Genomic DNA, 21,766 nt, shown 5'->3' on the forward strand with positions numbered 1-21,766 from the left:
TTTGAAAAAATTATTATTTAACCACCCGTAAATTCATTACTGACTCGTTTAAAGCAACCTTTTCAATTGTAACATTTGCCTGTTTAAAAAGGTCAATTGCATATGGATGATTTTTGTAATCCTCTGCGTAATAAACGGTTTTAATTCCCGCTTGAATAATTGCTTTACAGCATTGTAGACACGGGAAATGGGTGACATAAATTTCAGCGTCAGCGGTTGGAACACCAAATTTAGCACACTGCAGTAATGCATTCATTTCTGCGTGGACCGTTCTGACACAATGATTGTCAATTACAAAACACCCCTTATCAATACAATGGTCACCGCCAGCTATGGAACCATTGTATCCCCCGGCAATTATTCGTTTATCTCTAACGATGGTTGCACCCACGGTCAACCTGGTACATGTGCTTCTAAGTGCGAGCAAATGGCTTTGTGCCATAAAATATTGATCCCAAGAAATTCTCTCCACTTCTCCCACTCCCTTTTTTGATCGTTCTCTATTAGTGTAATAGTGCTTGTCCTTTTTGGTCAAATAAAGATTTTTTATATAGCAATCAAATCCTTTAATTTTTCAAACGTTTTGTCCCCAATCCCGCTGATATTTTTTAAATCTTCAACCGTTTTGAATGGGCCGCTTGTATTCCTATATTCGATGATGGCCGCTGCCTTAGCTGGACCGATGCCAGGAAGATTCTGCAGTTCTGTTTCATCTGCCTTATTAATGTTAATTTTTGCTTCATTTTGACTACCAACTGACGAAGCTGGGTTACCTGATGAGGTAATAGGTGAAGAAAGACCCTCCTCTCCCTTTGCGGGTATGTAAATGATCATTTCATCCTTGACGTGTTCGGCAAAATTCACCATGCCTTGGTCTGCTTTATCCGTTAAACCACCAGCCCGGCTAATAACATCAATCACTCTTTCACCCGTATTTGCTTGATAAACTCCAGGCTGTTTAATTTGTCCTTTCACATCTACCATAATTTTTTCTGGTAGTTCAGGTTGGTTGTCGGATTGGGTACTTCCTCCTTCCCCCACATTCTCTTGAACCTTACCTTCCATACTAAGTGTGTTAACGGGGGAAGTGGTTGCATAATCACTAACATAAAAATAATAAATACCACCTAAAGTTAATAAAGCCCCCAGCAAAACAGAAATCTTGTGTTCAATCAACCAGTCTTTCACTTTGATCCTTCCTTTCTAAAGGTATATTTCACTACCTGATTTCATATGGTTATAAAAGAATAATTGCATGTGAGGAGGGTCGGAACAATGAATATAGGTATTATCGGTACTGGTAATATGGGGAGCATGTTGGTAGAAGCCATGATTGAAGGAAAAGCCATTTCCCCTGCTTCTATGATCATTACAAACAGAACAAAATCAAAAGCCTTGTTGCTTAAAGATAAATATAAAGAAATAAAGGTTGGGGCAAATCCAGGAGAAGTAGCTGCTGAGTCCGACTTGGTATTTGTTTGTGTCAAACCATTAGATGTATATAAAATTTTACATGAAATTAAACCACGGTTAAGTCCCAAAAAATGTGTGATCACGATAACGAGTCCTATCAGTACAAGCCAAATTGAAAAAAAGGTTTCCTGTTCAGTCGCAAGGGTAATTCCAAGTATTACCAATCGGGCCTTATCTGGGGTAACACTGATTACCTATGGAGAAAATTGCAGTGAGCGATGGAAGAGGAAGATCGAAGAATTAATTACTAAAATTGGAGTGCCAGTCCATATCAACGAAAAAATAACGAGGGCTGCCTCTGATATCGTAAGTTGTGGTCCTGCATTTTTCAGTTATCTACTCCAAAGCTTCATTAATGCGGCAGTTAAAGAGACTGAAATTAATGAAAATGATGCAACGACGATGGCTAGTGAAATGATTGTCGGACTAGGTGAATTATTAAAGCAAGGGCATTACACCTTGCCGTCACTACAAGATAAGGTATGTGTTAAGGGCGGAATTACAGGTGAAGGAATAAAAGTATTAGATAATGAACTCGGGGATGTTTTTGAACATATCTTTCAGGCAACAAAAGCAAAATTTAAAGACGACCTTGATAAAGTCGAATCACAATTCTCAAATTATTAATTTCGCCATGAACTGACAAATTCCTTTTTTATTATGATAAAAAAGCCATCTTTTTTTATAGATGGCTTTCTTTATGTTTTCTTGCTACAAAGAAGATTCGTTCTGATTGTGAGTGAGGGTCTGTATTTTCAAAATCCGCGCTGACTTCCAGGACTTCAAAACCGGCCTCAATTAACCAGTTTGAATATTGCTGTATGGTATATGTACGTTGAAAATGAAGCTCATCAAAGCGGTCATACTTACCGGTCTGTTCGTCCAGAACAAAGAAACTCAGCTCATGCTCGACACTATTTAGACTTTTTCCAGCAAAGCTATTCCAAATAAAGGAAACATTTTCCTCACTTGAAGCATATGTTTGATTTATAAATAGATGAGCTATTTTATAAATGGAATGGACATCAAAGAGGAAAATTCCCTTAGTGCTCAAATGCTGAAAAACGTTTGAAAAAGTTTCCCTAACTTCGTCCTCAGTTTGGAGATAATTTAACGAGTCACACAAAATACCAATGACGTCAAACTCCGCCTGTCCTTCCAAATCTGTCATACTCTGTTGAAAAAATGGAATTCTTAGCCCTGTTTCCTCAGCTTTTGCATGGGCCACTGCTAGCATATCCTCAGATAAATCGACACCCGTTACCTGAAAACCATCTTGGGCTAAACGGACAGATAATTCACCCGTGCCACATGCTAAATCAAGGAAGCGAGTGCCCTCAACATGATATTTTACGCACCTATCTTTAACGAATTCGACCCACTCCTCATAGGGTGCATCCTTCATTAATTCATCATAAAGATACGCGAATTGTTGATACCTCATGTATTTAACTCACTAAGGATATCTTCCATTGGTGCATCGCCCCATAAGCGTTCCAACTTATAATAGCTTCGTTCGTCACGATGAAATACATGGGCAACGACATCACCAAGGTCAATTAATACCCATCTAGCTTCATCAAAGCCTTCTATTCTTTTTACTTCACATCCTTGCTCTTGCGCTTTTTCTTTTATTTCCCTTGCAATTGCTTGTACTTGTTTATCTGAATTACCATGACAAATGATAAAATAATCTGCAATTAGGGAAATCCCCTTCATATTTAATGCAAGAATATCTTCCGCTCGTTTGTCATCCGCAGCCTTTACGGCAATTTTTAGTAGTTCATAATTATCCATGAATCAATCCTCCAGTTTCGCGATTAGGTCATTGTACGTATAGAATGTATCAGGGTAAACCGTTTGATTCTTTTTTAATAAAAAGCTAATTGTATTTTTAATTGCCATAATTAATGCTTTATCTAAATTTTCTTTCGCCATTTCTCTTACTTCATCCACACCTGGAAAATGACGGCCAGGTTCAATGTAATCGGCCAAATAGATTATTTTTTCTAAAAGGGTCATTCCTGGTCTTCCTGATGTATGATAACGAATGGCATCTAACACTTCAGGGTCGGTTATGCCCGCTTCTTTTTCCACCAAGTACGTACCAGCAGGGGCATGCCACAATTCTGAATTAAAATGAAGTAAATCCTCTGGGAATCCTTGACTAGCGATAATTTCCTTCATTTCTTCTTTCGGCCGAAATTTTGCATAATCATGGAAAATGGCTGCTAATTCTGCTTTCTGTTCATCCCCGCCATATTGCTTTGCAAGGACGATTGCTGTCTCCATTACTCCTAAGGTATGCTGATAACGATGGTCGGTTAATTGTTTCTTAACAAGTTCTAAGGCCGCTTCACGTTCCATACAAATGCTTCTCCTCGATATATTGAATGACCGAATCCGGCAATAGATACCGAATGGTCTGTTTGTTTTTTACCCTCTCACGTATCATACTCGATGATACATCCATTGCTGGCACATCTACGTAAAGGACAGGGTATTCAGTTTGACTGCTATATGCTGGTCTCTCAACTCCAACAAATTGGACCAGTTTAATCAGCTCTTCAATTTTATGCCATTTTGGGAGGTATTCTATCATATCAGCGCCAATAATAAAGAAAAATTGATGGTCAGAATACTGGGCATTGATCATTTTCATCGTATCGACTGTATAAGAAGGGCCTTTTCTATGAAGTTCAATCGTTTCGACTCGAAAAGCATCATTTCCTTTGATGGCTAATTCAAGCATTTGCCGGCGGTCTTCATTTGATATCGATTCCGATTTTTTCTTATGTGGAGGCTCTTGATTTGGCATAAACCAAATTTCATCTAGATGAAGGCTGGAAAGAACCTCATTTGCAATTAAAAGATGTCCGTAATGCGGAGGATCAAAGGTTCCTCCCAATATCCCCACCTTTTTCATGAGCTCGTCTCCTTATACATTCAATTATGGAAGCTTGATTGTCTTCTTTTCTACAGACTCTTTATAGAGAACTATCGTGTTACCAATTAGTTGCACAATTTCTGCTCCTGTACCCTCTGCTAATTGCTCAGCAACGACGGTTTTGTCTTCTTCACAATTTTGCAAGACGCTGATTTTAAAAAGCTCTCTTGCTTCAAGTGCATCAGCAATTTGCTTAATCATATTTTCATTTACTCCCCCTTTACCTACTTGAAAAATAGGATCTAAGTGGTGGGCCATTGAACGTAAGAATCTTTTTTGCTTTCCTGTTAACATGTTTTTCCTCCTAGTTGTTTTAACACATTATCTCTCATTCTTTCTACATCCGGGAATATTCCTGTCCATTTTTCAAAAGCTAGCGCACCTTGATAAACAAACATATCTATTCCGTTTTGGATTCTTGCTCCATTTTGACGTGCGTCTTTTAAAAATTGTGTTTCAAGTGGATTGTATATGATATCACAAAAGACTGACTGATTCCGTACATTATTTATTGCAATCGGCTGCTCATAAATTTTGGGAGACATGCCGATCAATGTTGTTTGAATAATTAAATCATATTCACCTAATGATTCAATGGCTTCTTCAAAAGAACACGCTCGAGAATCAACGGAATAAGGGCAATCATTGATCAATCCAATAGCCCGATCCATTGTACGATTGGCAATGTCTAATCTCTGAGTGTTTTCCTTTGCCAAGGTAAAATAGATGGCTCTCGCTGCGCCGCCGGCTCCAATAATTAAAACTTTTTGGCCTGTTAAATTAGGTAATATAGCATTTAATCCTTTTAAAAAACCAGGACCATCCGTGTTATAGCCAATTAATTGACCATTCTCATTCACAACTGTATTGACCGCTCCGATATTTTCAGCCAATTCATCTATACCATCCAAAAAGGGAATAATATTGCTTTTATGTGGGACAGTTACATTGAATCCACCGACACCCACTGCCTTTAAACCCTTGACAGCATCTTGTAAATTCTCAGACTTTACATGAAATGGTAAATAAACGGAATCCATGTTATAAAAGGAAAATAAATCGTTAAGCATAAACGGAGACATTGAATGTCCGATTGGATCCCCTAAAACAGCATATAATTTCTTCACCAGTATCCCCCCACCCATTAAGCATTGTCTATTTATATTAAGGATTTCCGAATTAATGCTTGTACCCCTTTAGGCACGTAAGCAGCTACCTTCGCACCAGGCTCATTGACAGTAATCCATCCAAGCCCAGAGAATACAATGTCTGTTTTTGCTTCTTTTATGGTAAATTCCTGTTTCACAAGTTCCGGAAAGGAATCGATTTGATTCATACGTGGCGGAGTTAACATTTCCCCCACATGTTTTTCATAAAGCTCATCGGCATTCTCCATTTTAGTTCTATGAATATTTAATTCATTGGAGACATAACAAACAAATGACCTACGGCCGCCGCTAATATAATCAAAGCGAGCCAACCCGCCGAAGAACAAAGTCTGACCTTCATTTAATTGAAATACTTTAGGCTTGATTTCCTTTTTAGGGGTAATAATTTTTAAATCCTGCTTATCAACAAAATGCGCCATTTGATGATGGTTTATAATACCAGGAGAATCAATTAATGACTTTTCATCATCGAGCGGAATTTTGATAATATCCAATGTCGTTCCTGGAAAATGAGATGTGGTAATTACATCGGTTTCACCAGTTACCTCTTTAATAATTCGATTAATAAAGGTAGATTTCCCAACATTTGTACAACCCACAACATAGACGTCTTTACCGTTTCGATGCTCATCAATGGCGGCCGCGGTTTCTCGAACAAACAACCCTTTCGCTGCACTAACAAGGAATACATCTTCCGGCTTTAATCCAAGTTCTTTTGCCTCGTGTTTCATCCAATGAATTAATTTGCTATGTTTTACAGATTTGGGTAACAAATCTACCTTGTTCCCGACAAGAAGCACTTTATTGCTTCCAACAAAACGGTGTAACCCTGGGAGCCAGCTGCCATTAAAATCAAAAATATCGACAATCATGACAATTAAAGCATCTGACTTACCCATTTCATTTAATATTTTCAAGAAATCATCGTCCGTTAAGCTGACATCTTGAACTTCATTATAATGCTTAAGACGAAAACATCGCTGGCAGATAATCATGTCCTTTTCCAAAGCTGATGTTGGTGCATATCCTAGTTCCTCTGGGTTATCGGTTTGAACTTTTACTCCACAACCCATACATATATGTTGATGTTCACTCACACATTAATCCTCCCATTGAAGCATACCTTTTTTTCGAAACCAATTTAAAATCCTTCTTTCAGCAAAACGGTTAAACTTTGTCCAAAAGCCATCCGTTTGCGCAACAGGGACAACCAGGATAGTATGAAATCCACCCCGGTTTCCGCCAAGTACATCTGTTAGTAACTGATCTCCAATTACTACAGCCTCTTCCTTTTTTATTCCCATCTGTGAAATTGCTTTATGAAAAGCGACTGCAAAAGGCTTCCTCGCCCTAAAAATAAACGGAATTTTCAAAGGATCAGAAAAAGCTTTGACTCGTTCTTCATTATTATTAGATACAATTGTCACCAGGATATTGTGTCTTTTAATTTCCTCAAACCACTTAATTAACTGAGGAGTAGCAAAGGGACGGTCCCACTCTACTAACGTATTATCTAAATCCGTAATGATCCCCTTTATTCCTTTGGCACTTAACTGCTCAGGAGATATATCAAGAATGCTTTTGACATGCTCATTCGGTAAAAATTGTTTTAACACTAAGTTAACACCTCATTGACATCAAAATTCGTTCATTTTTTTCACATGTACCATCATAACCAATTTTAACTTTTGTTTCAAAGATTAAAAGAAGTTTTAAACTTATTATTCATCAAAACATGATAATGCATGATGAATAATTTATCTCTCCATGTTCATCCGTAGAATCTCTTCTTGCAGCAATAAAAAAATCCACTTGATAAAAAGATTAAAAATATTTTTCGACAAATTTCATCATTTCCAAATATTGTGGATAAAGTTATTAACATTATACCCATTGAATCATACACTTTTCATCATTTTATAAACAAAGTAATCACAAGTTATCCACCAGAATATGTGGATAATTGGAACGATTGTTCTATAGGAATAAATTTGGTAGATTTAGGGTACACCATTGAACATACCATTTTATGTTTATCATTCCTATAATAGGACACTTTATTTGCAAATCGGAGGTGGAATTTGCCGTGCGAAAACTTTCAGATGAATTACTAATTGAATCGTATTTTAAAGCAAGAGAATTAAACCTTAGTCCTGAATTTATTGGACTAATCGAGTCAGAAATGCTGCGACGTTCCTTATACCATAAAATAAAAATGTCTTCATAATCCGCCCTAATCGGGCTTTTCTTTTTGCCCATTTTTCTTTCGTACTATCTAAAAATCCCAATTTTCTCTCCCACTTTAATGTCCTTCGGGGTATGTATGGTTGAATCGATTTGAAAAATATCTTTTTCGAATAACAAGACAACCGTTGAACCGAAACTAAAGTAAGCTAATTCTCCGCCCTTTTCTAATTCGGATCCCTTGTGGGTGGTTTCAATCGAATTAACAAACATTGCCCCTACCTTAACAATGGCTACATGCCCGTAATCTGTTTTAACTTCAGTAATTACCCGATAATTTTTGGCAAGCGTTCGAACCCCATATTTTAATCCCAGCTTATTGACAGGATATGATTTAGCTCCCAGCGTCCATTGCTTGGTGACGACTCCATTAACAGGACTATGAATACGATGATAATGACTTGGGCTTAAATAAAGGATCATATATGTACCATGTATATATTTGGCTAATAATTCTTGGTCGCCGAGCATTTCTTTAATGGAATACGTCTTGCCCTTGACCAGAATATCACTTGTTTCTGTAATTGGGCCAACATCTTCAATAACTGCATCCACAGGGCTAACAACTGTTTCTTCGTTTTTATCAATTACTCTTGCTTCCTTTTTCAGTGTCCTAACAAATAAATCATGAAGAGTAGCATAGTCTGACAAATCCTTCTCCGTTTCTTCTAAGTTTAAGTGATAAATCTTGGCGAAGGATGGTATCATAAAACGACTGACAGATGAACGAGCAAACCTTCTTAATATAACTGAAGTCCACCTGCCATTGGTTAACTCAATCATGAAACGATAAAGACCTTGAATCATCGAACTACCCCCAAATAGTGTAAAAATACTCTTTACGAAAAGACATAAAACGCTTAAAATTAAATAATATAGAATAAATTAACAAATTTGATTTCCCTTTTGGCTAAAAAAAGGAGTGATGTGGAGAATGTTTTTGTTGGACGTACTTGATCAAACAATAAAAAAACTTAAATCCCAAACAGCTAATGTACTCACATTAACAAACTTATCGCTTGGCGGATTTGCAATTATATTCGGGCTTCATGGGAATCTAAGATTAAGCTTGCTGTTAATTTTTATTGCGGCTTTGGCAGATCGTTTTGATGGCATGGTTGCACGAAAGTTTAATATCGAATCGGAATTAGGCAAACAGTTAGATTCCATGAGTGATATTATATCATTTGGTGTAGCACCTGCACTATTACTATATCAAGGAATTTTACATGAATTTGGCGGACCGGGTTCATTTTTCACCGTTTTCTACATTGGTTGTGGTGCCTTCAGATTAGCACGCTTCAATATATCGGAAAGCAATGGATACTTTACAGGTTTACCCATTACTGCAGCAGGTTGCTTGGCAACTCTAAGCTACTTGGCCATTCCTTATATTCCATCGCAATCATTCTTATTCATAACCATCATTCTATCATTCCTTATGGTAAGTCCATTTAAACTGAAAAAAGTCTAATTATTGAAACTTAAAGCATCCATCACTCCGACGATGGATGTTTTTTATTTTCAAAAAAAAAATGTCTCTCAAATAAAAAAGTTTATGGACAGACACAATTTCCCTTTTCCTTCATAGGAATTAATAATAGGCGAAATGGCCAAAAAAGACGGGGGTAGATGCGGATGTCTGGAATCTTAACAGCTCTCGGATATTTAATGAAAGAATTTTTATTCCTTGTCTCCTATGTTAAAAATAATGCCTTTCCTCAACCCCTATCTGCTGCAGAAGAAAGAAAATATCTTCGCTTAATGGCAGAGGGGGATTCACATGCGCGTAATATGCTAATTGAACACAATTTGAGACTGGTCGCGCATATAGTCAAGAAATTCGAAAACACAGGGGAAGACTCGGAAGATTTAATTTCGATTGGAACGATTGGGCTAATTAAAGCGATCGAGAGCTACTCAGAAGGAAAAGGAACTAAGCTAGCAACCTATGCTGCACGTTGTATTGAAAACGAAATTTTGATGCACTTACGGGCCCTTAAAAAAACAAAAAAAGATGTTTCCTTACATGATCCGATTGGTCAAGATAAGGAAGGAAACGAAATATCATTAATCGATGTACTAAAATCAGAATCCGAAGATGTGATTGATACAATTCAGTTGAACATGGAACTTGAGAAAGTAAAGAAATACATTGAAGTTCTCGATGACCGAGAAAAAGAAGTAATTGTCGGACGCTTCGGACTAGACCTGCAAAAGGAAAAAACACAACGAGAAATTGCGAAAGAATTGGGCATATCAAGAAGCTATGTCTCAAGAATTGAAAAACGCGCCTTAATGAAAATGTTCCATGAATTTTATCGGGCTGAGAAAGAAAAAAAGAAAAAATAAGAAATGAAACAGAGCCGAAAGTTTATTTCAGCTCTGTTTTTCCATTCTGCATCGGATTATTCCATTTAACTCCACCATCTATCGATTCATAGATATCATTATTTATGGTGGTGAAAGCTATTTGCTTAGGATCTTGAGGATTAACTGCTAAGTAAGTGATTGGATTTTCATAATCAAGGAAGGGAATCTCGATATTTTTTTGTTCACCGGTTGCAGGATTAATCGTTTTTAATAATATGTTCTTATTTTCCACACTTGAAAATAAAACTGAATCTCCGCTAAATGTAAGTGACGTAACCATAAATGGATTGGTAATTTGTTTCATCGTATTTCCCTTATCGGTCGAATAATAAATACCAGACCGTGTCGGCATCGCGATGATATCCCCATTTTTCGGATGAACGGCAATCCTCCCATAGGAATCCGCATTAAAATTCTTTAATGTACTATTTTTCCACGTCTTCCCATTATCCTTAGAATAGTTCAGGCCTTGGCCTAAGGTTTTTGCATTTTGGTCTTCTTTAATAACATAGAGACCTTTTCCTGAATAACTTGCCCCCATGAAATGAAAAAGCGATTGACCGTAGAAGGATAGTTTACTGATAGTTTGTCCTTTATTGACACTTTGAATGATACCAAGCGGGTCCTTTAATCCCGATCCTTTTTGCGGATGTCCGCTTGCAATAAAACCAGTACTTACCGCTTGAAAACTATAGTATTCATGTTGGTTCGTTGTTGTTTCAAACCAATTTGAACCGTTAAACATTTTTAAGCCCTTATCGGTCGCAACGTATAAAGCAAAATCATTTCCTGGATAACCAATACCAAGAATCTGATCTACTTTTAATGATTTTGCTTGAATAATATCATAGGTGACCTTTTCTTTCTTTTCTGGTTGTGGCCGCTGCTTTTGTTCTTGGCTTGTGTCTTGGCAGCCTGAGGCCACTAGCAACATGGTTCCAATCAACATTGCAAGAAAGACTTTCATTGTTTTCTTCACTTTTTTCCCTCCATACTAAACTATGAGGTATTCACTTATGAATCCTTATCCATCCACTTATACCCCAGTCCCCATACGGTTGTCAAATATTCATCAACTGGAAATCCTGTTTTTCGTAATTTATCTCGTAAATTACGAACATGGGAATCAATTGTCCGGTCTTCTGCCTGAGCCGCATAACCCCAGATTGTTGTCAATAAGTGTTCACGGGTAAACACTTTATTCTGATTTTTTAGGAAAAGCGCTAATAAAGCAAATTCTTTTGGTGTTACAGGGATTTGCTGATTATTGAAAACAACACTGAAAGAGTCCTCGTTCAATTCAAGACCCTTAAAGTCAATCAATCCTGTAAAACCTGTTTTTCTTCTTAAAACGGCGTCAATACGAGCAAGTAATTCTTCTTCATCAAAGGGTTTTGAAATATAGTCATCTGCCCCCATGTTTAAACCTTTTACAATATCATTTTTTTCACTTCGTGCGGTTAGCATGATGATTGGGATGTCCCAGTGTTTTCGAATTTCCTGACATGCTTCCCACCCCCCCATTTCAGGCATCATTACATCTAACAAAATGATTTCTGCTTTTTTCTCTTCTTGCAAATAATGAATGGCCTGACGAGCAGTAGTCATTTTTATGCAGGTATATCCCTTGGGAGTTAGATAAAGGGAAAGTAAATCTAACATTCTTGGTTCATCGTCTACGAGTAGTATTTTTTTCACGAACTTCCACTCCCATAAATAGAAATCTAGATTTAAATTATACTATATACCAACTAATACAAATATGAAGATAATAGTAATTTCCTACGCTTTCGACCGATTCTTCGGAAAGCGTAGTTTATAGAATTTTTCGAAAGAAATTTATATAATTATATTGTAAATACATAAAGGGGGTATATAGATTGACAACCACTCCATATTTAGATGTTTGGGACCTAGACGCAATTTTTAAAGGTGGCAGTGAATCCGCTGAATTTGCAGACCATTTAATCCTCACCTCAGAATTAATTGAGCTATTCCAATCAAAAGTGAATAACTGGTCACCACTCAATGCGATTGAGGACGCAAATCTCTTGAAAGAATTACTTGAGGACTTTGAGCATGCTGCTAAAAAGCTGCGTCAGGCAGGTGCCTTTGTTGGGTGTTTGCAGGCACAAAATACAGACGATAAAAAGGCATACTACTTGGACTCCAAAGTAACCAGCTTAAGTGCTGCCTTTCAAACAGCTCTTAGTAAGTTTGACATTTCATTAACATCGATCACTGATGAAGTTTGGACGAAGCTGTTAGCGGATGAACAATTAAATGTCCTTTCTTACATATTAACGGAACGGCGTGAACGTGCAAAAGATAAACTATCTAAAGAAGAAGAAGCATTAATTAGCGCCCTTGGTGTGGATGGTTATCATAGTTGGGGTCAGTTGTATGATTTAATCGTTGGAAAAATAAAAATCCCTTTTAACGAAAACGGAGAAGAGAAACAACTGTCCGTCGGTCAGGCTTTCAACAAATTTTCAAGCCCTGACAGAGATATCCGCGCAGCAATCTTTGCGAATTGGGAGAAGGCTTGGGGAGAACAGGCTGATTTATTAGCCAAAACCCTTAATCACCTTTCGGGCTTTCGTTTAAATGTTTACCAGAAAAGAGGCTGGGAGGATATATTGAAAGAGCCGCTTAGCATTAACCGTATGGAAAAGGGTACTTTGGAAACCATGTGGGCAGTCATTTCGGATAACAAACAAAAGCTCGTTAAGTATTTAGATCGGAAAGCATCGCTCTTAGGTATTGAAAAATTGAGCTGGTACGATTTAGATGCTCCATTGGGAAAAACGGCTTCAAAGGTTACTTATCAAGAGGGAGCTCAATTTATCGAACAGAACTTCGCGATTTTTGGAGAGAAAATGGCTTCTTTTGCTCGAAAAGCATTTGAAGAACGATGGATTGAGGGGGAAGATCGACCTGGAAAAGCACCTGGCGGTTTTTGTACTTTCTTTCCGGAAAGTAATCAGTCTCGTATTTTCATGACTTACTCAGGAACACCATCAAACGTTTCAACATTAGCACATGAACTAGGTCACGGCTTCCACACATTTGCCATGAAGGGTGTCCATCATCTCAACCGCAATTATGCGATGAATGTCGCTGAAACGGCTTCAACCTTTGCTGAAATGATTGTTGCAGATGCTGCCGTGAAAAATGCGAAGGATAAGGAAGAAAAACTTGTTCTTTTAGATGACAAAATCCAAAGAACTGTTGCCTTATTGATGAATATTCATGCGCGCTTCTTATTCGAAACACGTTTTTATGCGGAAAGAAAACAAGGGCCTGTTGCGGTGGAACGTTTAAATGAGTTAATGCTTGAAGCTCAAAAAATGGCCTATAACGATGCATTAGAAGAGTATCATCCATTATTCTGGGCTTCAAAACTACATTTCTTTATTACTGGGGTTCCGTTTTATAATTTTCCGTATACATTCGGTTTTCTTTTCTCACTTGGCATTTATGCACAGGCGCTAGTAGAAGGGAAAGGTTATGAAGAAAAGTACATTGCCCTGTTAAGGGATACAGCATCCATGTCAGTCGAAGACCTTGCAAAGAAACATTTACAGGTTGATTTAACTCAACCAGAATTCTGGGAGAAAGCCGTTCAAATTTGTCTTGATGATATTGATGAGTTCTTAATGTTAACAGATAAATAAGGAAAAATAAAAGCATCGACCGATTGGTGTGGTCGATGCTTACTTTTATTCTACACTAAGTTCAGCTGAAATTACGCAGCTGATTGCCGCAGTAATGACGATTGCCATCACAACCATGAACATACTCTCCACCCCTTAGATAGATCCTGTTCTTTCTAATTTGAATTTATCATATTTTCACAGTATCTACCGGGGGGAAATTCGAACATTTTGTTAACAAAAAAGTGAGGCTATTAGCAATAATATTTACCTATGATATCATTATGAACTTTTTTTCTTTGATTTAAAGAATAGCGACAATAATAAGATATGGAGCGGCATCTCGTTACCTCCTAATTTTTATTCTCAGCTAGGTGGTATCCTTCATAATCCAGAAACTTGCACCCCGACCTTGCATTACTAAACACTTCATATTTAAAACCACCTTTCTTTTTATCAAATTTATTGCTAATTACATGCTGCGGAACATGGATGCTTGACGGTCCTTGTTTTGTTCATAAAGCTTCTCAACCATTTCTTGATGAATAGCTTCTTCTGTACTTACTTTTCTTTTCTTAATCGTAATCGAAAAGAAGATGATATTTAGAGTCATTTCGGTACACTTCCTTTGTTTTTAGCTTTTAATTAAGGATTTCCATTACATATAGCGGTACATGGAAATTTGTTTATCCTTGTTTTGTTCATAAAGCTTTTCTACCATTTCCTGGTTTGCAGCCTCTTGAAGACTGATCTCACGTTTTTTGAATGTAATCGTGAAGAAGAGTATGTTCAGGGTCATGTGGTACCACCTCCTTTAAATAATTTTTAATTACTCAGTCACAACAAATTTAATTTATGCAGCACATATCCAAAATGCTCTCAAAAAGGGCACAAAAAGGCCGCAGAAGATTATCCCCTGCGGATTGGTGATTTTTTAGGCACAAAAATACCGCAAAGGATCATTCTCCCTGCGGCATGGATATGTATGGGTAACTTAACGTAATCTTAAGCAATCCATTCCAGTCGGGTCGAATGTTTGATATTCATATATACAGTTGTAGATGCTAAAGTCATGCCCATTGGTGCAACAATCTTACGAGTTAAAGTTAACATCATTTTCTTCGACCTCCTTTTTGGAATTTTTTACTTTCTACGGTAATTATATCCATACACTACCACTTTGTAAACCTTTTTTACAGAAGTTTTTATAAATTAATTAATAAGCCTAATTTAAAAAAGGGTGTCAGGCACCATGTGAATTCTTCACATGTGCTTGACACCCAAGTTTTAAGCTTTTAATGCATTGTCAAGATCTTCGATGAGGTCTTCTGCGTCTTCTAAGCCCACTGAGATTCTTACGAGGCCGTCTGTGATTCCAAGTTCTGCTCTGCGTTCTGCTGGTATCGATGCATGTGTCATTCTTGCTGGTACTGAAATCAAGCTTTCTACTGCTCCAAGACTTTCTGCTAATGTAAAATATTTCACCTTACTAAGTAATTTGTCAGCGTTCTCGGCACTTCCAACATCAAATGAAACCATCCCGCCAAATCCTCTTGTTTGCTTTTTGGCGATTTGATGATTGGGATGTGTTTCAAGCCCAGGGTAATAAACTTTCTTCACATTCTCGTGTCCTTGTAGAAATTCTACAATAGCCTTTGTATTGGCTTCCATCTCTTCCAAGCGAACCCCTAAAGTACGAATCCCACGAATTAATAAATAAGAATCTTGCGGACCTAAGATTCCTCCTGTTGAATTTTGCACAAAATGGAGATCTTCCGCGAGCTTTTCACTGTTTACAACAGCTAAGCCTGCGACGACATCGCTGTGCCCGCCAAGATATTTGGTGGCACTATGCACAACAATATCCGCACCCAGTTCGATTGGATTTTGCCAATAAGGTGTTGAAAATGTATTATCGACAATGGTTAAAAGATTATGTTCTTTGGCAAGCTTTGCAACTGCCTCAATATCCGTAATTTTTAATAGCGGATTGGTAGGTGTTTCTAAATGGATCGCTTTCGTATTGGGTTTAATGGCACTTAAAATATTATCAGCCTTACTTGTATCAACAAAAGTAGAATCAATGCCTAACCGATTCAAGACTTTAGTCATTACACGAAACGAGCCACCGTAAACATCATCTGTTAAAATGACATGATCCTCACTGTTAAACAGCATCATTACTGCTGTCATGGCTGCCATCCCAGAGCCAAAAGCAAATCCTGCTTTTCCTCCTTCAAGCTCTTTAATCAATTCCTCAAGCGCAAATCTTGTAGGATTTCCGGTACGAGAATATTCATACCCCTTATGTCCACCGACACCTTCTTGCTTATACGTACTCACTTGATAAATAGGAAAGGTAACCGCCCCCGTTGCAGGATCATTACTTATTCCACCATGAATCAATTGGGTTTTCCTTTTCATCTAAATACCTCCTTCAAAAATCTTCTTGCTTAAATATCGTTCGCTTCCATCAGGGAAGATAACCACAATATTTGTGCCAGGCTCAGCCGCCATAGCTTCTATCAATGCTGCATGAAAGGCTGCTCCCGAAGAGCTGCCCACCAGCAAGCCTTCTTTCATAGCGATTTCCTTTACCAAAGCAAAAGCAGAATCATCAGGTACAGTATGAATTGCATTAAAGTAATCAGGATCCATATATCCTGGCAAAAATTCCATTCCAATCCCTTCAGTCTTATGCGGACCTGATTCTCCACCATTAAGGATAGAGCCCTCCGGTTCAACAATCACTGTTTTCACAGTATTCTTTTGGTCTTTTAAGTAACGAGCAGTTCCCATAAATGTTCCGCCAGTGCCTGCTCCCGCTACAAAGATATCAATTTGACCGTCCATTTGATCCCAAAGTTCCGGTCCAAGTGTTTTATAATACGTTTCAGGGTTGGCAGGGTTACCAAATTGCTGTGGACAATACGAACCAGGTATTTCCTTCAGAAGCTGCTCAGCCTTGGCAATTGCCCCTTTCATTCCTTGCTCAGTTGGAGTATGAACGATCTTAGCTCCAAGTGCTTTCATTAAATCTTGCTTTTCCATGCTAAACTTTTCAGGAACACATAGGATCACCTGTACTCCTTTGTTAATAGCAGCAAGTGCTAAACCAATCCCGGTATTCCCGGCGGTGGGTTCAATCACAGTTCCACCGGTCTGCAATTTTCCAGATGCAAATGCTTCCTGTAATAGCTCGACCCCAAGGCGGTCTTTTACACTGCCGCCTGGATTCATAAATTCTAGCTTTGCATAAATACGAACTCCATCAGGCAAAGGAAACTGTGAAATCTCAACAATCGGGGTATGCCCGATCAGCTCATGAACATTTTTATAAACCTTCATTTTTCCACCTCTACTATCGTAAAGCTGTCACCATTTTCATTACAAGGGTTGCAGAATTGGTCGCCGCTTTATCAATGAATTGATCAAACGAAAGTTCGGATTCTTTTCCAGCAATATCTGAAAGCGAACGAATAATTACGAAAGGAACTCCAAATCGATGGGCCACTTGGGCAATCGCTGCTGCTTCCATTTCAACGGCCTGCAGGTCATTAAATTTAGACCGGACAAAGTCAACTCGGACCGGGTCTTCCATGAATGAGTCTCCTGTGACAATCAAGCCTTTAACAATTTGGAAATTATCAAGCTCTTGTGCAGCTGTTTCAGCAACTGAAATTAATTTTTCATCTGCTAAAAATGCAGCAGGCAGCTGTGGTACTTGACCATATTCATAGCCAAATGCCGTTACATCAACATCATGGTGTCTGACTTCAGTAGAAATAACCGCATCTCCCACATTAAGTGATGGGTTAAAGCCACCTGCAGAACCAGTGTTTATGATACAATCAGGCTTATATTTTTCTAACAGGATAGTCGTTGACATGGCCGCATTTACTTTCCCGATTCCAGAGCGGAGCAAAATAACATCCGCACCATGCATTTGCCCAAAAGTAAACTCACATCCTGCGACGGTTTCTTGTGTTTGATTGGTGATGTTGTCTCTAAGTAAGGTAACTTCTTCTTCCATTGCTCCGATAATTGCGATTTTCATACTTGGACCTCTTTCTCATTTTTTTACGCCTTCCTTAGCTGTCTAGCCTTGTTTAAGGTCGTAACGTTTCTGCTAATAATCTTCCTCGGATTCATCCATCGTATCCGCAAACACTATTCTACCGTTTTTGAAAAAAGCATGCTAATAATACAGCAAGTACTTCTCCAATTTCCCCCGCGACAGAGCTATATCTCCAATCCTATAAGTATCATATGGGTTCGTGAAAAACCTGTTCCCAACGAATTATATTTGCCAGGCTCTTCACAATTTCGTTGTGCGAATTCTTGGAAAAAGCTAAAATACAAACAATAGGAAGGTGATCATATGAATTTTCAATTTGAACTTATTGAGGATAAAGTGGAATTTTTTGAGGCAAATAATTTAAAAACCTTACAAAAAAAGATTGAATCGCAAATTGACGAAAATCGGGCAATTTTACTTTCTGTCCATTCCGTTTCCCACCAAATGCATGTTAATGAAAATGGCCAAACATATTTTACTGCTGTTGTCCATTTTAAAAAGAAATAAAAAAAACCTCTCAGAGATTTTGAGAGGTTTTTCACTATCCATTTTTTAATGGTCATTCCCAGAGAGATCTTCTACCTTGGTAGGTTTCCAGCCTTGGCCATCCACCCACTGAAGGTAGACATTGTACTTCTGCTTATTATCTTTTGAAGCGACTGTGCTAAACGAGCCATTTGCGGTAGATTTATCTCTTCCAAGCCAATATACTGTCATGTTGGCTTGGTCTAAACCAGTGGCATAGGAAATAGCATTTAACATTTCTTGCCAGTCAGCGGAAGATTTATCATAGTTAGCGATATGCTCGCCCGTTTGAGTTGTACCAACAGGCTCCCATGATGAATTTTCAGTCTCACTTCCCCCATCACCCTCTGTTACCACTTCCTGTGATTTATCCGCTTCCTCAGTAGCTGAAGAATCTTCTGTCGTTGCGGATTCTTCCGTTGTTGAAGTCTCTTCACTTAGTTCTTCTTCTTGTGCAGCAGTATCAGTATCAGTGTCGTCCTCAGCTGAAGTGACATCTTCCGACTTTGTTTTTTCTGTATCCTTTTGTGCCGATTCTTTTTGTTCTGTTTTCGTTGTTTCCTTTTTTGGTGATGCATTATCATTTCCTGTAGCAAAAATATTGTATGCGACAAAAATTATCAGTAAGAGTACAACGACGATTAAACTATTTAAGACGATATTAGTCTTTTTTCTTTTTGCACGATAACCTGAACGTGATTTAGAATTAATGTTATTAGTCAAAATTATTCCCTCCTAAGTAAAAATACAGAACTCCCCTACAGACTGGAGCCCGACATTTATAGACTCTCAATATTCTAACATGATTTCAAGAGAACTTGAAGGAAAAACCATTTCCTATTGCATTCCATGATCTTTTTGATATAACATTTTTACCATTTCAGCGAATAACAAATTTACTCCGCCCTCCGAATCGAGCACATCTAAATTCACGGCAACAAGGACATATTTGGGATTTTCATAAGGGAAATAACCTGCGAACCATTTATTATGCAGCTGCATCCCCGCTTGATATTTTCCAGTCTCTGCTGTCCCGGATTTCCCTGCGACCTCGTAGGGCAAGTCTTTAAACCATCTTCCCGTTCCATTTGGGTTTACGACAACTTCCCGCAGTAATCTTTGAAGTTTCATTGCGGTATAAGGAGAGATGTTCTCACCTTTTAGGTTTTGCTTTGGGAAATCTGCCATTGTCGTCCCGTTCTTATACTCTATTTTTGAGACGGCTCTTACCATCTCTTTTTCTCCACCTCTTGCGATTGTTGCCATCATATTAGCGACAGCCAAAGGAGTTGCCCGTACCTCATGCTGACCAATTCCAGACATCGCCGCGATATTTGCATCCTTTCTTGCATCATCCGATAGAAATACTCTGCCTCTATCTTCATCAGCCAGTTGTTTAAAATCATTTGTATGAAAAATATCGCCATGCCAGCCAACAGAACTTGTAAGCGACAGTTTTTCTGCATAGTCTTCTATAAGGTGTGGATTTATTTTTTGCAATTCCTTTGCTACTTCCCCGAACGTTCGATTACAGCTTCTCGCAAAGCTATTCGTAAAGTCCAACATTCCGTAATTATATCTTAACTCAGGTTTTCCATTGATTTTCTTACTACAATCAAACAGTCGCTGCGGATTATCAAGATTATGATCGATAGCCGCAGCTGCGACAACCGTTTTGAAAACTGAACCCATAATCTGCTGTTTTAACATCATATTTGTCATTCCTGCACCATTATAGGGATCATTTTTATTGATGGTTGGCCGCGAAACAAGTGAAAGAATGCTATTATCCTCAATATTAAGAAGAACCACCCCCCCTTTTTTAATTTCATATTGGTCCACTAAATCCTCCGCTTTTTGCTGCAAAGTCTTGTCAAGGGTTGTCCGAACATTAACAGGATAAAACGGATTAGCCGGATCCACATATTTCACATTAATTCCAAACAGGGGCGCCCCGCCTCCATCGACATGATAAATGAGCTTAGACTTTCCTTCAGGAAGAAGGAATTCATCAAAACTTTCTTCCAGCCCTGATACACCAATCAAGGTTTTCTCGGTTAGTTCTTTATCCGGGTAACGCTTCTTTAATTCGGTTGCATTTTCTCCTGTAAGCCCAATTAGCTGCTCTGCTGGTATTTCTGAACGCTCAAATTTCTTTTCAATCGCAAATACTCCTGGGATTTTCAAACGATTGATTCTATCCTTTTGTGAAGTCGTAAGTTCTAAAGGTTCAGGGTCACCAAAGGCAAAAGGCTTTTTCGCTCTTTCCACAGCCTTTTTAAGGACCTCTACAGGTATACCAGAAATGTCAGATACCCTGTCAGTATCCCAGTCCATTTTTTTTAAAAAGGGGAAAAGGACTAGAACAGACACCTTTTTATGCGTGAGCATTTCACCATTTCTGTCTAGAAAATTCCCTCTGCCATTATCAATAACTAGTTCCTGTGTTCGTTGTTTTACGCTTTCTTCTAGTAAATTTACATTATGTTTCGAAAATGTCTCTGTCTCAATTAACTGTATTTGCATTAAACGTGCTAAAAGTAATAGCAAACCGGTTATAGATATTATAAGCCATCCTATCGCTCGTTTTCGCCACATAAAAAACACCTCGTCAAAAGTTTTGACGAGGTTTTCTTATTTCAATCAATTATTCAAATGAAAGACCAAAAATAGTTATAATAACGATTATTTTATGCTAACGATTCGGACGCTCATTTCTCCGCCAGGAGTTTGAACTGATACTTGATCGCCTACTTTTTTACCTAAAAGGCTTTTGGCGATTGGGGAATCATTAGAGATTTTCCCTTCAAATGGATCAGCTTCAGCGCTTCCGACAATCGAATACGTTTCTTCATCACCATCTGGAAGCTCAACAAACGTAACAGAACTACCTAATGTTACAGAGTCACTTGCCATGGCAGCCTCTGCAATAATCTTGGCATTACGAATCATATTTTCTAAAGTAGTAATTCGGCCTTCAACAAATGCCTGTTCCTCTTTCGCAGAATCGTACTCAGAGTTTTCAGATAAATCACCAAAACTTCTCGCGATTTTAATTCTCTCCACCACTTCTTTACGTTTCACAGCTTTTAAATATTCAAGTTCTTGGATCAGTTTTTCTTTACCTGCTTGTGTCATCGGAAATACTTTCTCTGTAGCCAAAACCCTCACTCCTTCTAGTCCTTAAGAATTGTGTATGTACTCTATGTAATTCTATGCCCATCAGCATAATAGATAGTAGCGCGTCCTCTTTTATAAGGGCGCGCGACAGAAAATATTTTTCCAGTCTGAAATTAATATT

The 21,766-nt window shown here is 38.2% G+C and carries 27 protein-coding genes; 6 read left to right on the forward strand and 21 right to left on the reverse strand.

Translation table 11 applies throughout. From position 1 onward, the window contains the following. Positions 1-13 precede the first annotated feature (13 nt). On the reverse strand, positions 14-472 hold the full coding sequence (locus M3610_RS06295) for a ComE operon protein 2 (protein WP_251457407.1): 459 nt from the start codon (positions 470-472) through the stop codon (positions 14-16). A gap of 74 nt (positions 473-546) precedes the next feature. Further along, on the reverse strand, positions 547-1,188 hold the full coding sequence (locus tag M3610_RS06300) for a helix-hairpin-helix domain-containing protein (RefSeq protein WP_251457410.1): 642 nt from the start codon (positions 1,186-1,188) through the stop codon (positions 547-549). Between the two features lie 87 nt (positions 1,189-1,275). On the opposite strand from M3610_RS06300, the gene comER reads away from it, so the two are divergent. After that, the gene (gene comER / locus M3610_RS06305) at positions 1,276-2,100 is read left to right on the forward strand and encodes a late competence protein ComER (RefSeq protein ID WP_251457413.1); all 825 of its coding nucleotides are present in this window, start codon (positions 1,276-1,278) and stop codon (positions 2,098-2,100) included. A 55-nt stretch (positions 2,101-2,155) separates the two neighbouring features. On the opposite strand, the gene M3610_RS06310 is transcribed toward comER, so the two are convergent. The 8 genes from M3610_RS06310 to M3610_RS06345 are packed head-to-tail and all read right to left on the reverse strand — an operon-like array spanning position 2,156 to position 7,205. Further along, positions 2,156-2,917, reverse strand: a complete 762-nt coding sequence (locus M3610_RS06310; RefSeq protein WP_251457416.1) for a class I SAM-dependent DNA methyltransferase — start codon at positions 2,915-2,917, stop codon at positions 2,156-2,158. Beyond that, a complete protein-coding gene (rsfS, locus tag M3610_RS06315; RefSeq protein WP_251457419.1) occupies positions 2,914-3,270 on the reverse strand; it encodes a ribosome silencing factor in 357 nt (118 codons plus the stop codon). The genes M3610_RS06310 and rsfS overlap by 4 nt, the downstream gene beginning before the upstream one ends. Before the next feature lie 3 nt (positions 3,271-3,273). Then, on the reverse strand, positions 3,274-3,840 hold the full coding sequence (yqeK, locus tag M3610_RS06320; protein WP_098575565.1) for a bis(5'-nucleosyl)-tetraphosphatase (symmetrical) YqeK: 567 nt from the start codon (positions 3,838-3,840) through the stop codon (positions 3,274-3,276). Continuing rightward, entirely contained in the window at positions 3,830-4,399 is a 570-nt protein-coding gene (locus tag M3610_RS06325; RefSeq protein ID WP_251457422.1) for a nicotinate-nucleotide adenylyltransferase, read from the reverse strand. Before M3610_RS06325 ends, yqeK begins: the two co-directional genes overlap by 11 nt. A 24-nt stretch (positions 4,400-4,423) precedes the next feature. Next, entirely contained in the window at positions 4,424-4,714 is a 291-nt protein-coding gene (gene yhbY / locus M3610_RS06330) for a ribosome assembly RNA-binding protein YhbY (RefSeq protein WP_098575567.1), read from the reverse strand. Then, a complete protein-coding gene (aroE, locus tag M3610_RS06335; RefSeq protein WP_251457425.1) occupies positions 4,708-5,547 on the reverse strand; it encodes a shikimate dehydrogenase in 840 nt (279 codons plus the stop codon). The genes yhbY and aroE overlap by 7 nt, the downstream gene beginning before the upstream one ends. Positions 5,548-5,579: 32 nt before the next feature. After that, on the reverse strand, positions 5,580-6,686 hold the full coding sequence (gene yqeH / locus M3610_RS06340; RefSeq protein WP_251457427.1) for a ribosome biogenesis GTPase YqeH: 1,107 nt from the start codon (positions 6,684-6,686) through the stop codon (positions 5,580-5,582). Between the two features lie 3 nt (positions 6,687-6,689). Continuing rightward, entirely contained in the window at positions 6,690-7,205 is a 516-nt protein-coding gene (locus tag M3610_RS06345; protein ID WP_026563506.1) for a YqeG family HAD IIIA-type phosphatase, read from the reverse strand. A 470-nt stretch (positions 7,206-7,675) separates the two neighbouring features. Here M3610_RS06345 and M3610_RS06350 point away from each other — a divergent pair, with 470 nt between their 5' ends. Further along, a complete protein-coding gene (locus M3610_RS06350) occupies positions 7,676-7,816 on the forward strand; it encodes a sporulation histidine kinase inhibitor Sda (RefSeq protein WP_251457430.1) in 141 nt (46 codons plus the stop codon). A 44-nt stretch (positions 7,817-7,860) separates the two neighbouring features. Here M3610_RS06350 and M3610_RS06355 read toward each other — a convergent pair whose 3' ends face one another. After that, entirely contained in the window at positions 7,861-8,640 is a 780-nt protein-coding gene (locus M3610_RS06355; protein ID WP_251457433.1) for a phosphatidylserine decarboxylase, read from the reverse strand. 127 nt (positions 8,641-8,767) lie between these two features. Here M3610_RS06355 and pssA point away from each other — a divergent pair, with 127 nt between their 5' ends. Next, on the forward strand, positions 8,768-9,307 hold the full coding sequence (pssA, locus tag M3610_RS06360) for a CDP-diacylglycerol--serine O-phosphatidyltransferase (RefSeq protein WP_026563503.1): 540 nt from the start codon (positions 8,768-8,770) through the stop codon (positions 9,305-9,307). Between the two features lie 164 nt (positions 9,308-9,471). Continuing rightward, positions 9,472-10,185, forward strand: a complete 714-nt coding sequence (sigK, locus tag M3610_RS06365; RefSeq protein WP_026563502.1) for an RNA polymerase sporulation sigma factor SigK — start codon at positions 9,472-9,474, stop codon at positions 10,183-10,185. A gap of 22 nt (positions 10,186-10,207) precedes the next feature. Here sigK and M3610_RS06370 read toward each other — a convergent pair whose 3' ends face one another. Both M3610_RS06370 and M3610_RS06375 read right to left on the reverse strand, forming a co-directional pair. Next, a complete protein-coding gene (locus tag M3610_RS06370; protein ID WP_251457436.1) occupies positions 10,208-11,185 on the reverse strand; it encodes a F510_1955 family glycosylhydrolase in 978 nt (325 codons plus the stop codon). A 35-nt stretch (positions 11,186-11,220) separates the two neighbouring features. After that, the gene (locus tag M3610_RS06375) at positions 11,221-11,904 is read right to left on the reverse strand and encodes a response regulator transcription factor (RefSeq protein ID WP_251457438.1); all 684 of its coding nucleotides are present in this window, start codon (positions 11,902-11,904) and stop codon (positions 11,221-11,223) included. A gap of 182 nt (positions 11,905-12,086) precedes the next feature. Here M3610_RS06375 and M3610_RS06380 point away from each other — a divergent pair, with 182 nt between their 5' ends. Then, positions 12,087-13,883, forward strand: a complete 1,797-nt coding sequence (locus tag M3610_RS06380) for a M3 family oligoendopeptidase (protein ID WP_251457441.1) — start codon at positions 12,087-12,089, stop codon at positions 13,881-13,883. Between the two features lie 451 nt (positions 13,884-14,334). Here M3610_RS06380 and M3610_RS06385 read toward each other — a convergent pair whose 3' ends face one another. The 5 genes from M3610_RS06385 to mtnN all read right to left on the reverse strand — a co-directional run bounded on the left by M3610_RS06385 (position 14,335) and on the right by mtnN (position 17,919). Next, the gene (locus tag M3610_RS06385) at positions 14,335-14,475 is read right to left on the reverse strand and encodes a YrzI family small protein (RefSeq protein ID WP_098575574.1); all 141 of its coding nucleotides are present in this window, start codon (positions 14,473-14,475) and stop codon (positions 14,335-14,337) included. Positions 14,476-14,520: 45 nt separating this feature from the next. Further along, the gene (locus tag M3610_RS06390; RefSeq protein ID WP_081825320.1) at positions 14,521-14,661 is read right to left on the reverse strand and encodes a YrzI family small protein; all 141 of its coding nucleotides are present in this window, start codon (positions 14,659-14,661) and stop codon (positions 14,521-14,523) included. Positions 14,662-15,149: 488 nt separating this feature from the next. After that, positions 15,150-16,286 (reverse strand): bifunctional cystathionine gamma-lyase/homocysteine desulfhydrase, encoded by a 1,137-nt coding sequence (locus M3610_RS06395; protein ID WP_251457444.1) that lies wholly within the window; start codon positions 16,284-16,286, stop codon positions 15,150-15,152. Continuing rightward, positions 16,287-17,210, reverse strand: a complete 924-nt coding sequence (locus tag M3610_RS06400) for a PLP-dependent cysteine synthase family protein (RefSeq protein WP_251457447.1) — start codon at positions 17,208-17,210, stop codon at positions 16,287-16,289. 13 nt (positions 17,211-17,223) lie between these two features. After that, positions 17,224-17,919, reverse strand: coding sequence for a 5'-methylthioadenosine/S-adenosylhomocysteine nucleosidase (mtnN, locus tag M3610_RS06405; RefSeq protein WP_251457450.1), 696 nt, complete (start codon positions 17,917-17,919; stop codon positions 17,224-17,226). A 324-nt stretch (positions 17,920-18,243) separates the two neighbouring features. On the opposite strand from mtnN, the gene M3610_RS06410 reads away from it, so the two are divergent. Next, a complete protein-coding gene (locus M3610_RS06410) occupies positions 18,244-18,447 on the forward strand; it encodes a DUF2536 family protein (RefSeq protein ID WP_251457453.1) in 204 nt (67 codons plus the stop codon). Between the two features lie 45 nt (positions 18,448-18,492). Here the strand turns inward: M3610_RS06410 and M3610_RS06415 are convergent, their stop codons facing one another. The 3 genes from M3610_RS06415 to greA all read right to left on the reverse strand — a co-directional run bounded on the left by M3610_RS06415 (position 18,493) and on the right by greA (position 21,627). Further along, complete coding sequence (locus M3610_RS06415; RefSeq protein WP_251457456.1) at positions 18,493-19,188, reverse strand: YrrS family protein; 696 nt, start codon at positions 19,186-19,188, stop codon at positions 18,493-18,495. Between the two features lie 114 nt (positions 19,189-19,302). Further along, positions 19,303-21,063 carry a peptidoglycan D,D-transpeptidase FtsI family protein gene (locus M3610_RS06420; protein WP_251457459.1) on the reverse strand — a complete coding sequence of 587 codons (1,761 nt, stop codon included), beginning with the start codon at positions 21,061-21,063 and terminating at the stop codon, positions 19,303-19,305. Positions 21,064-21,150: 87 nt separating this feature from the next. Next, a complete protein-coding gene (gene greA, locus M3610_RS06425; RefSeq protein WP_026563493.1) occupies positions 21,151-21,627 on the reverse strand; it encodes a transcription elongation factor GreA in 477 nt (158 codons plus the stop codon). Positions 21,628-21,766: the final 139 nt, after the last annotated feature.

The sequence above is a fragment of the Neobacillus sp. MER 74 genome (assembly GCF_023714155.1).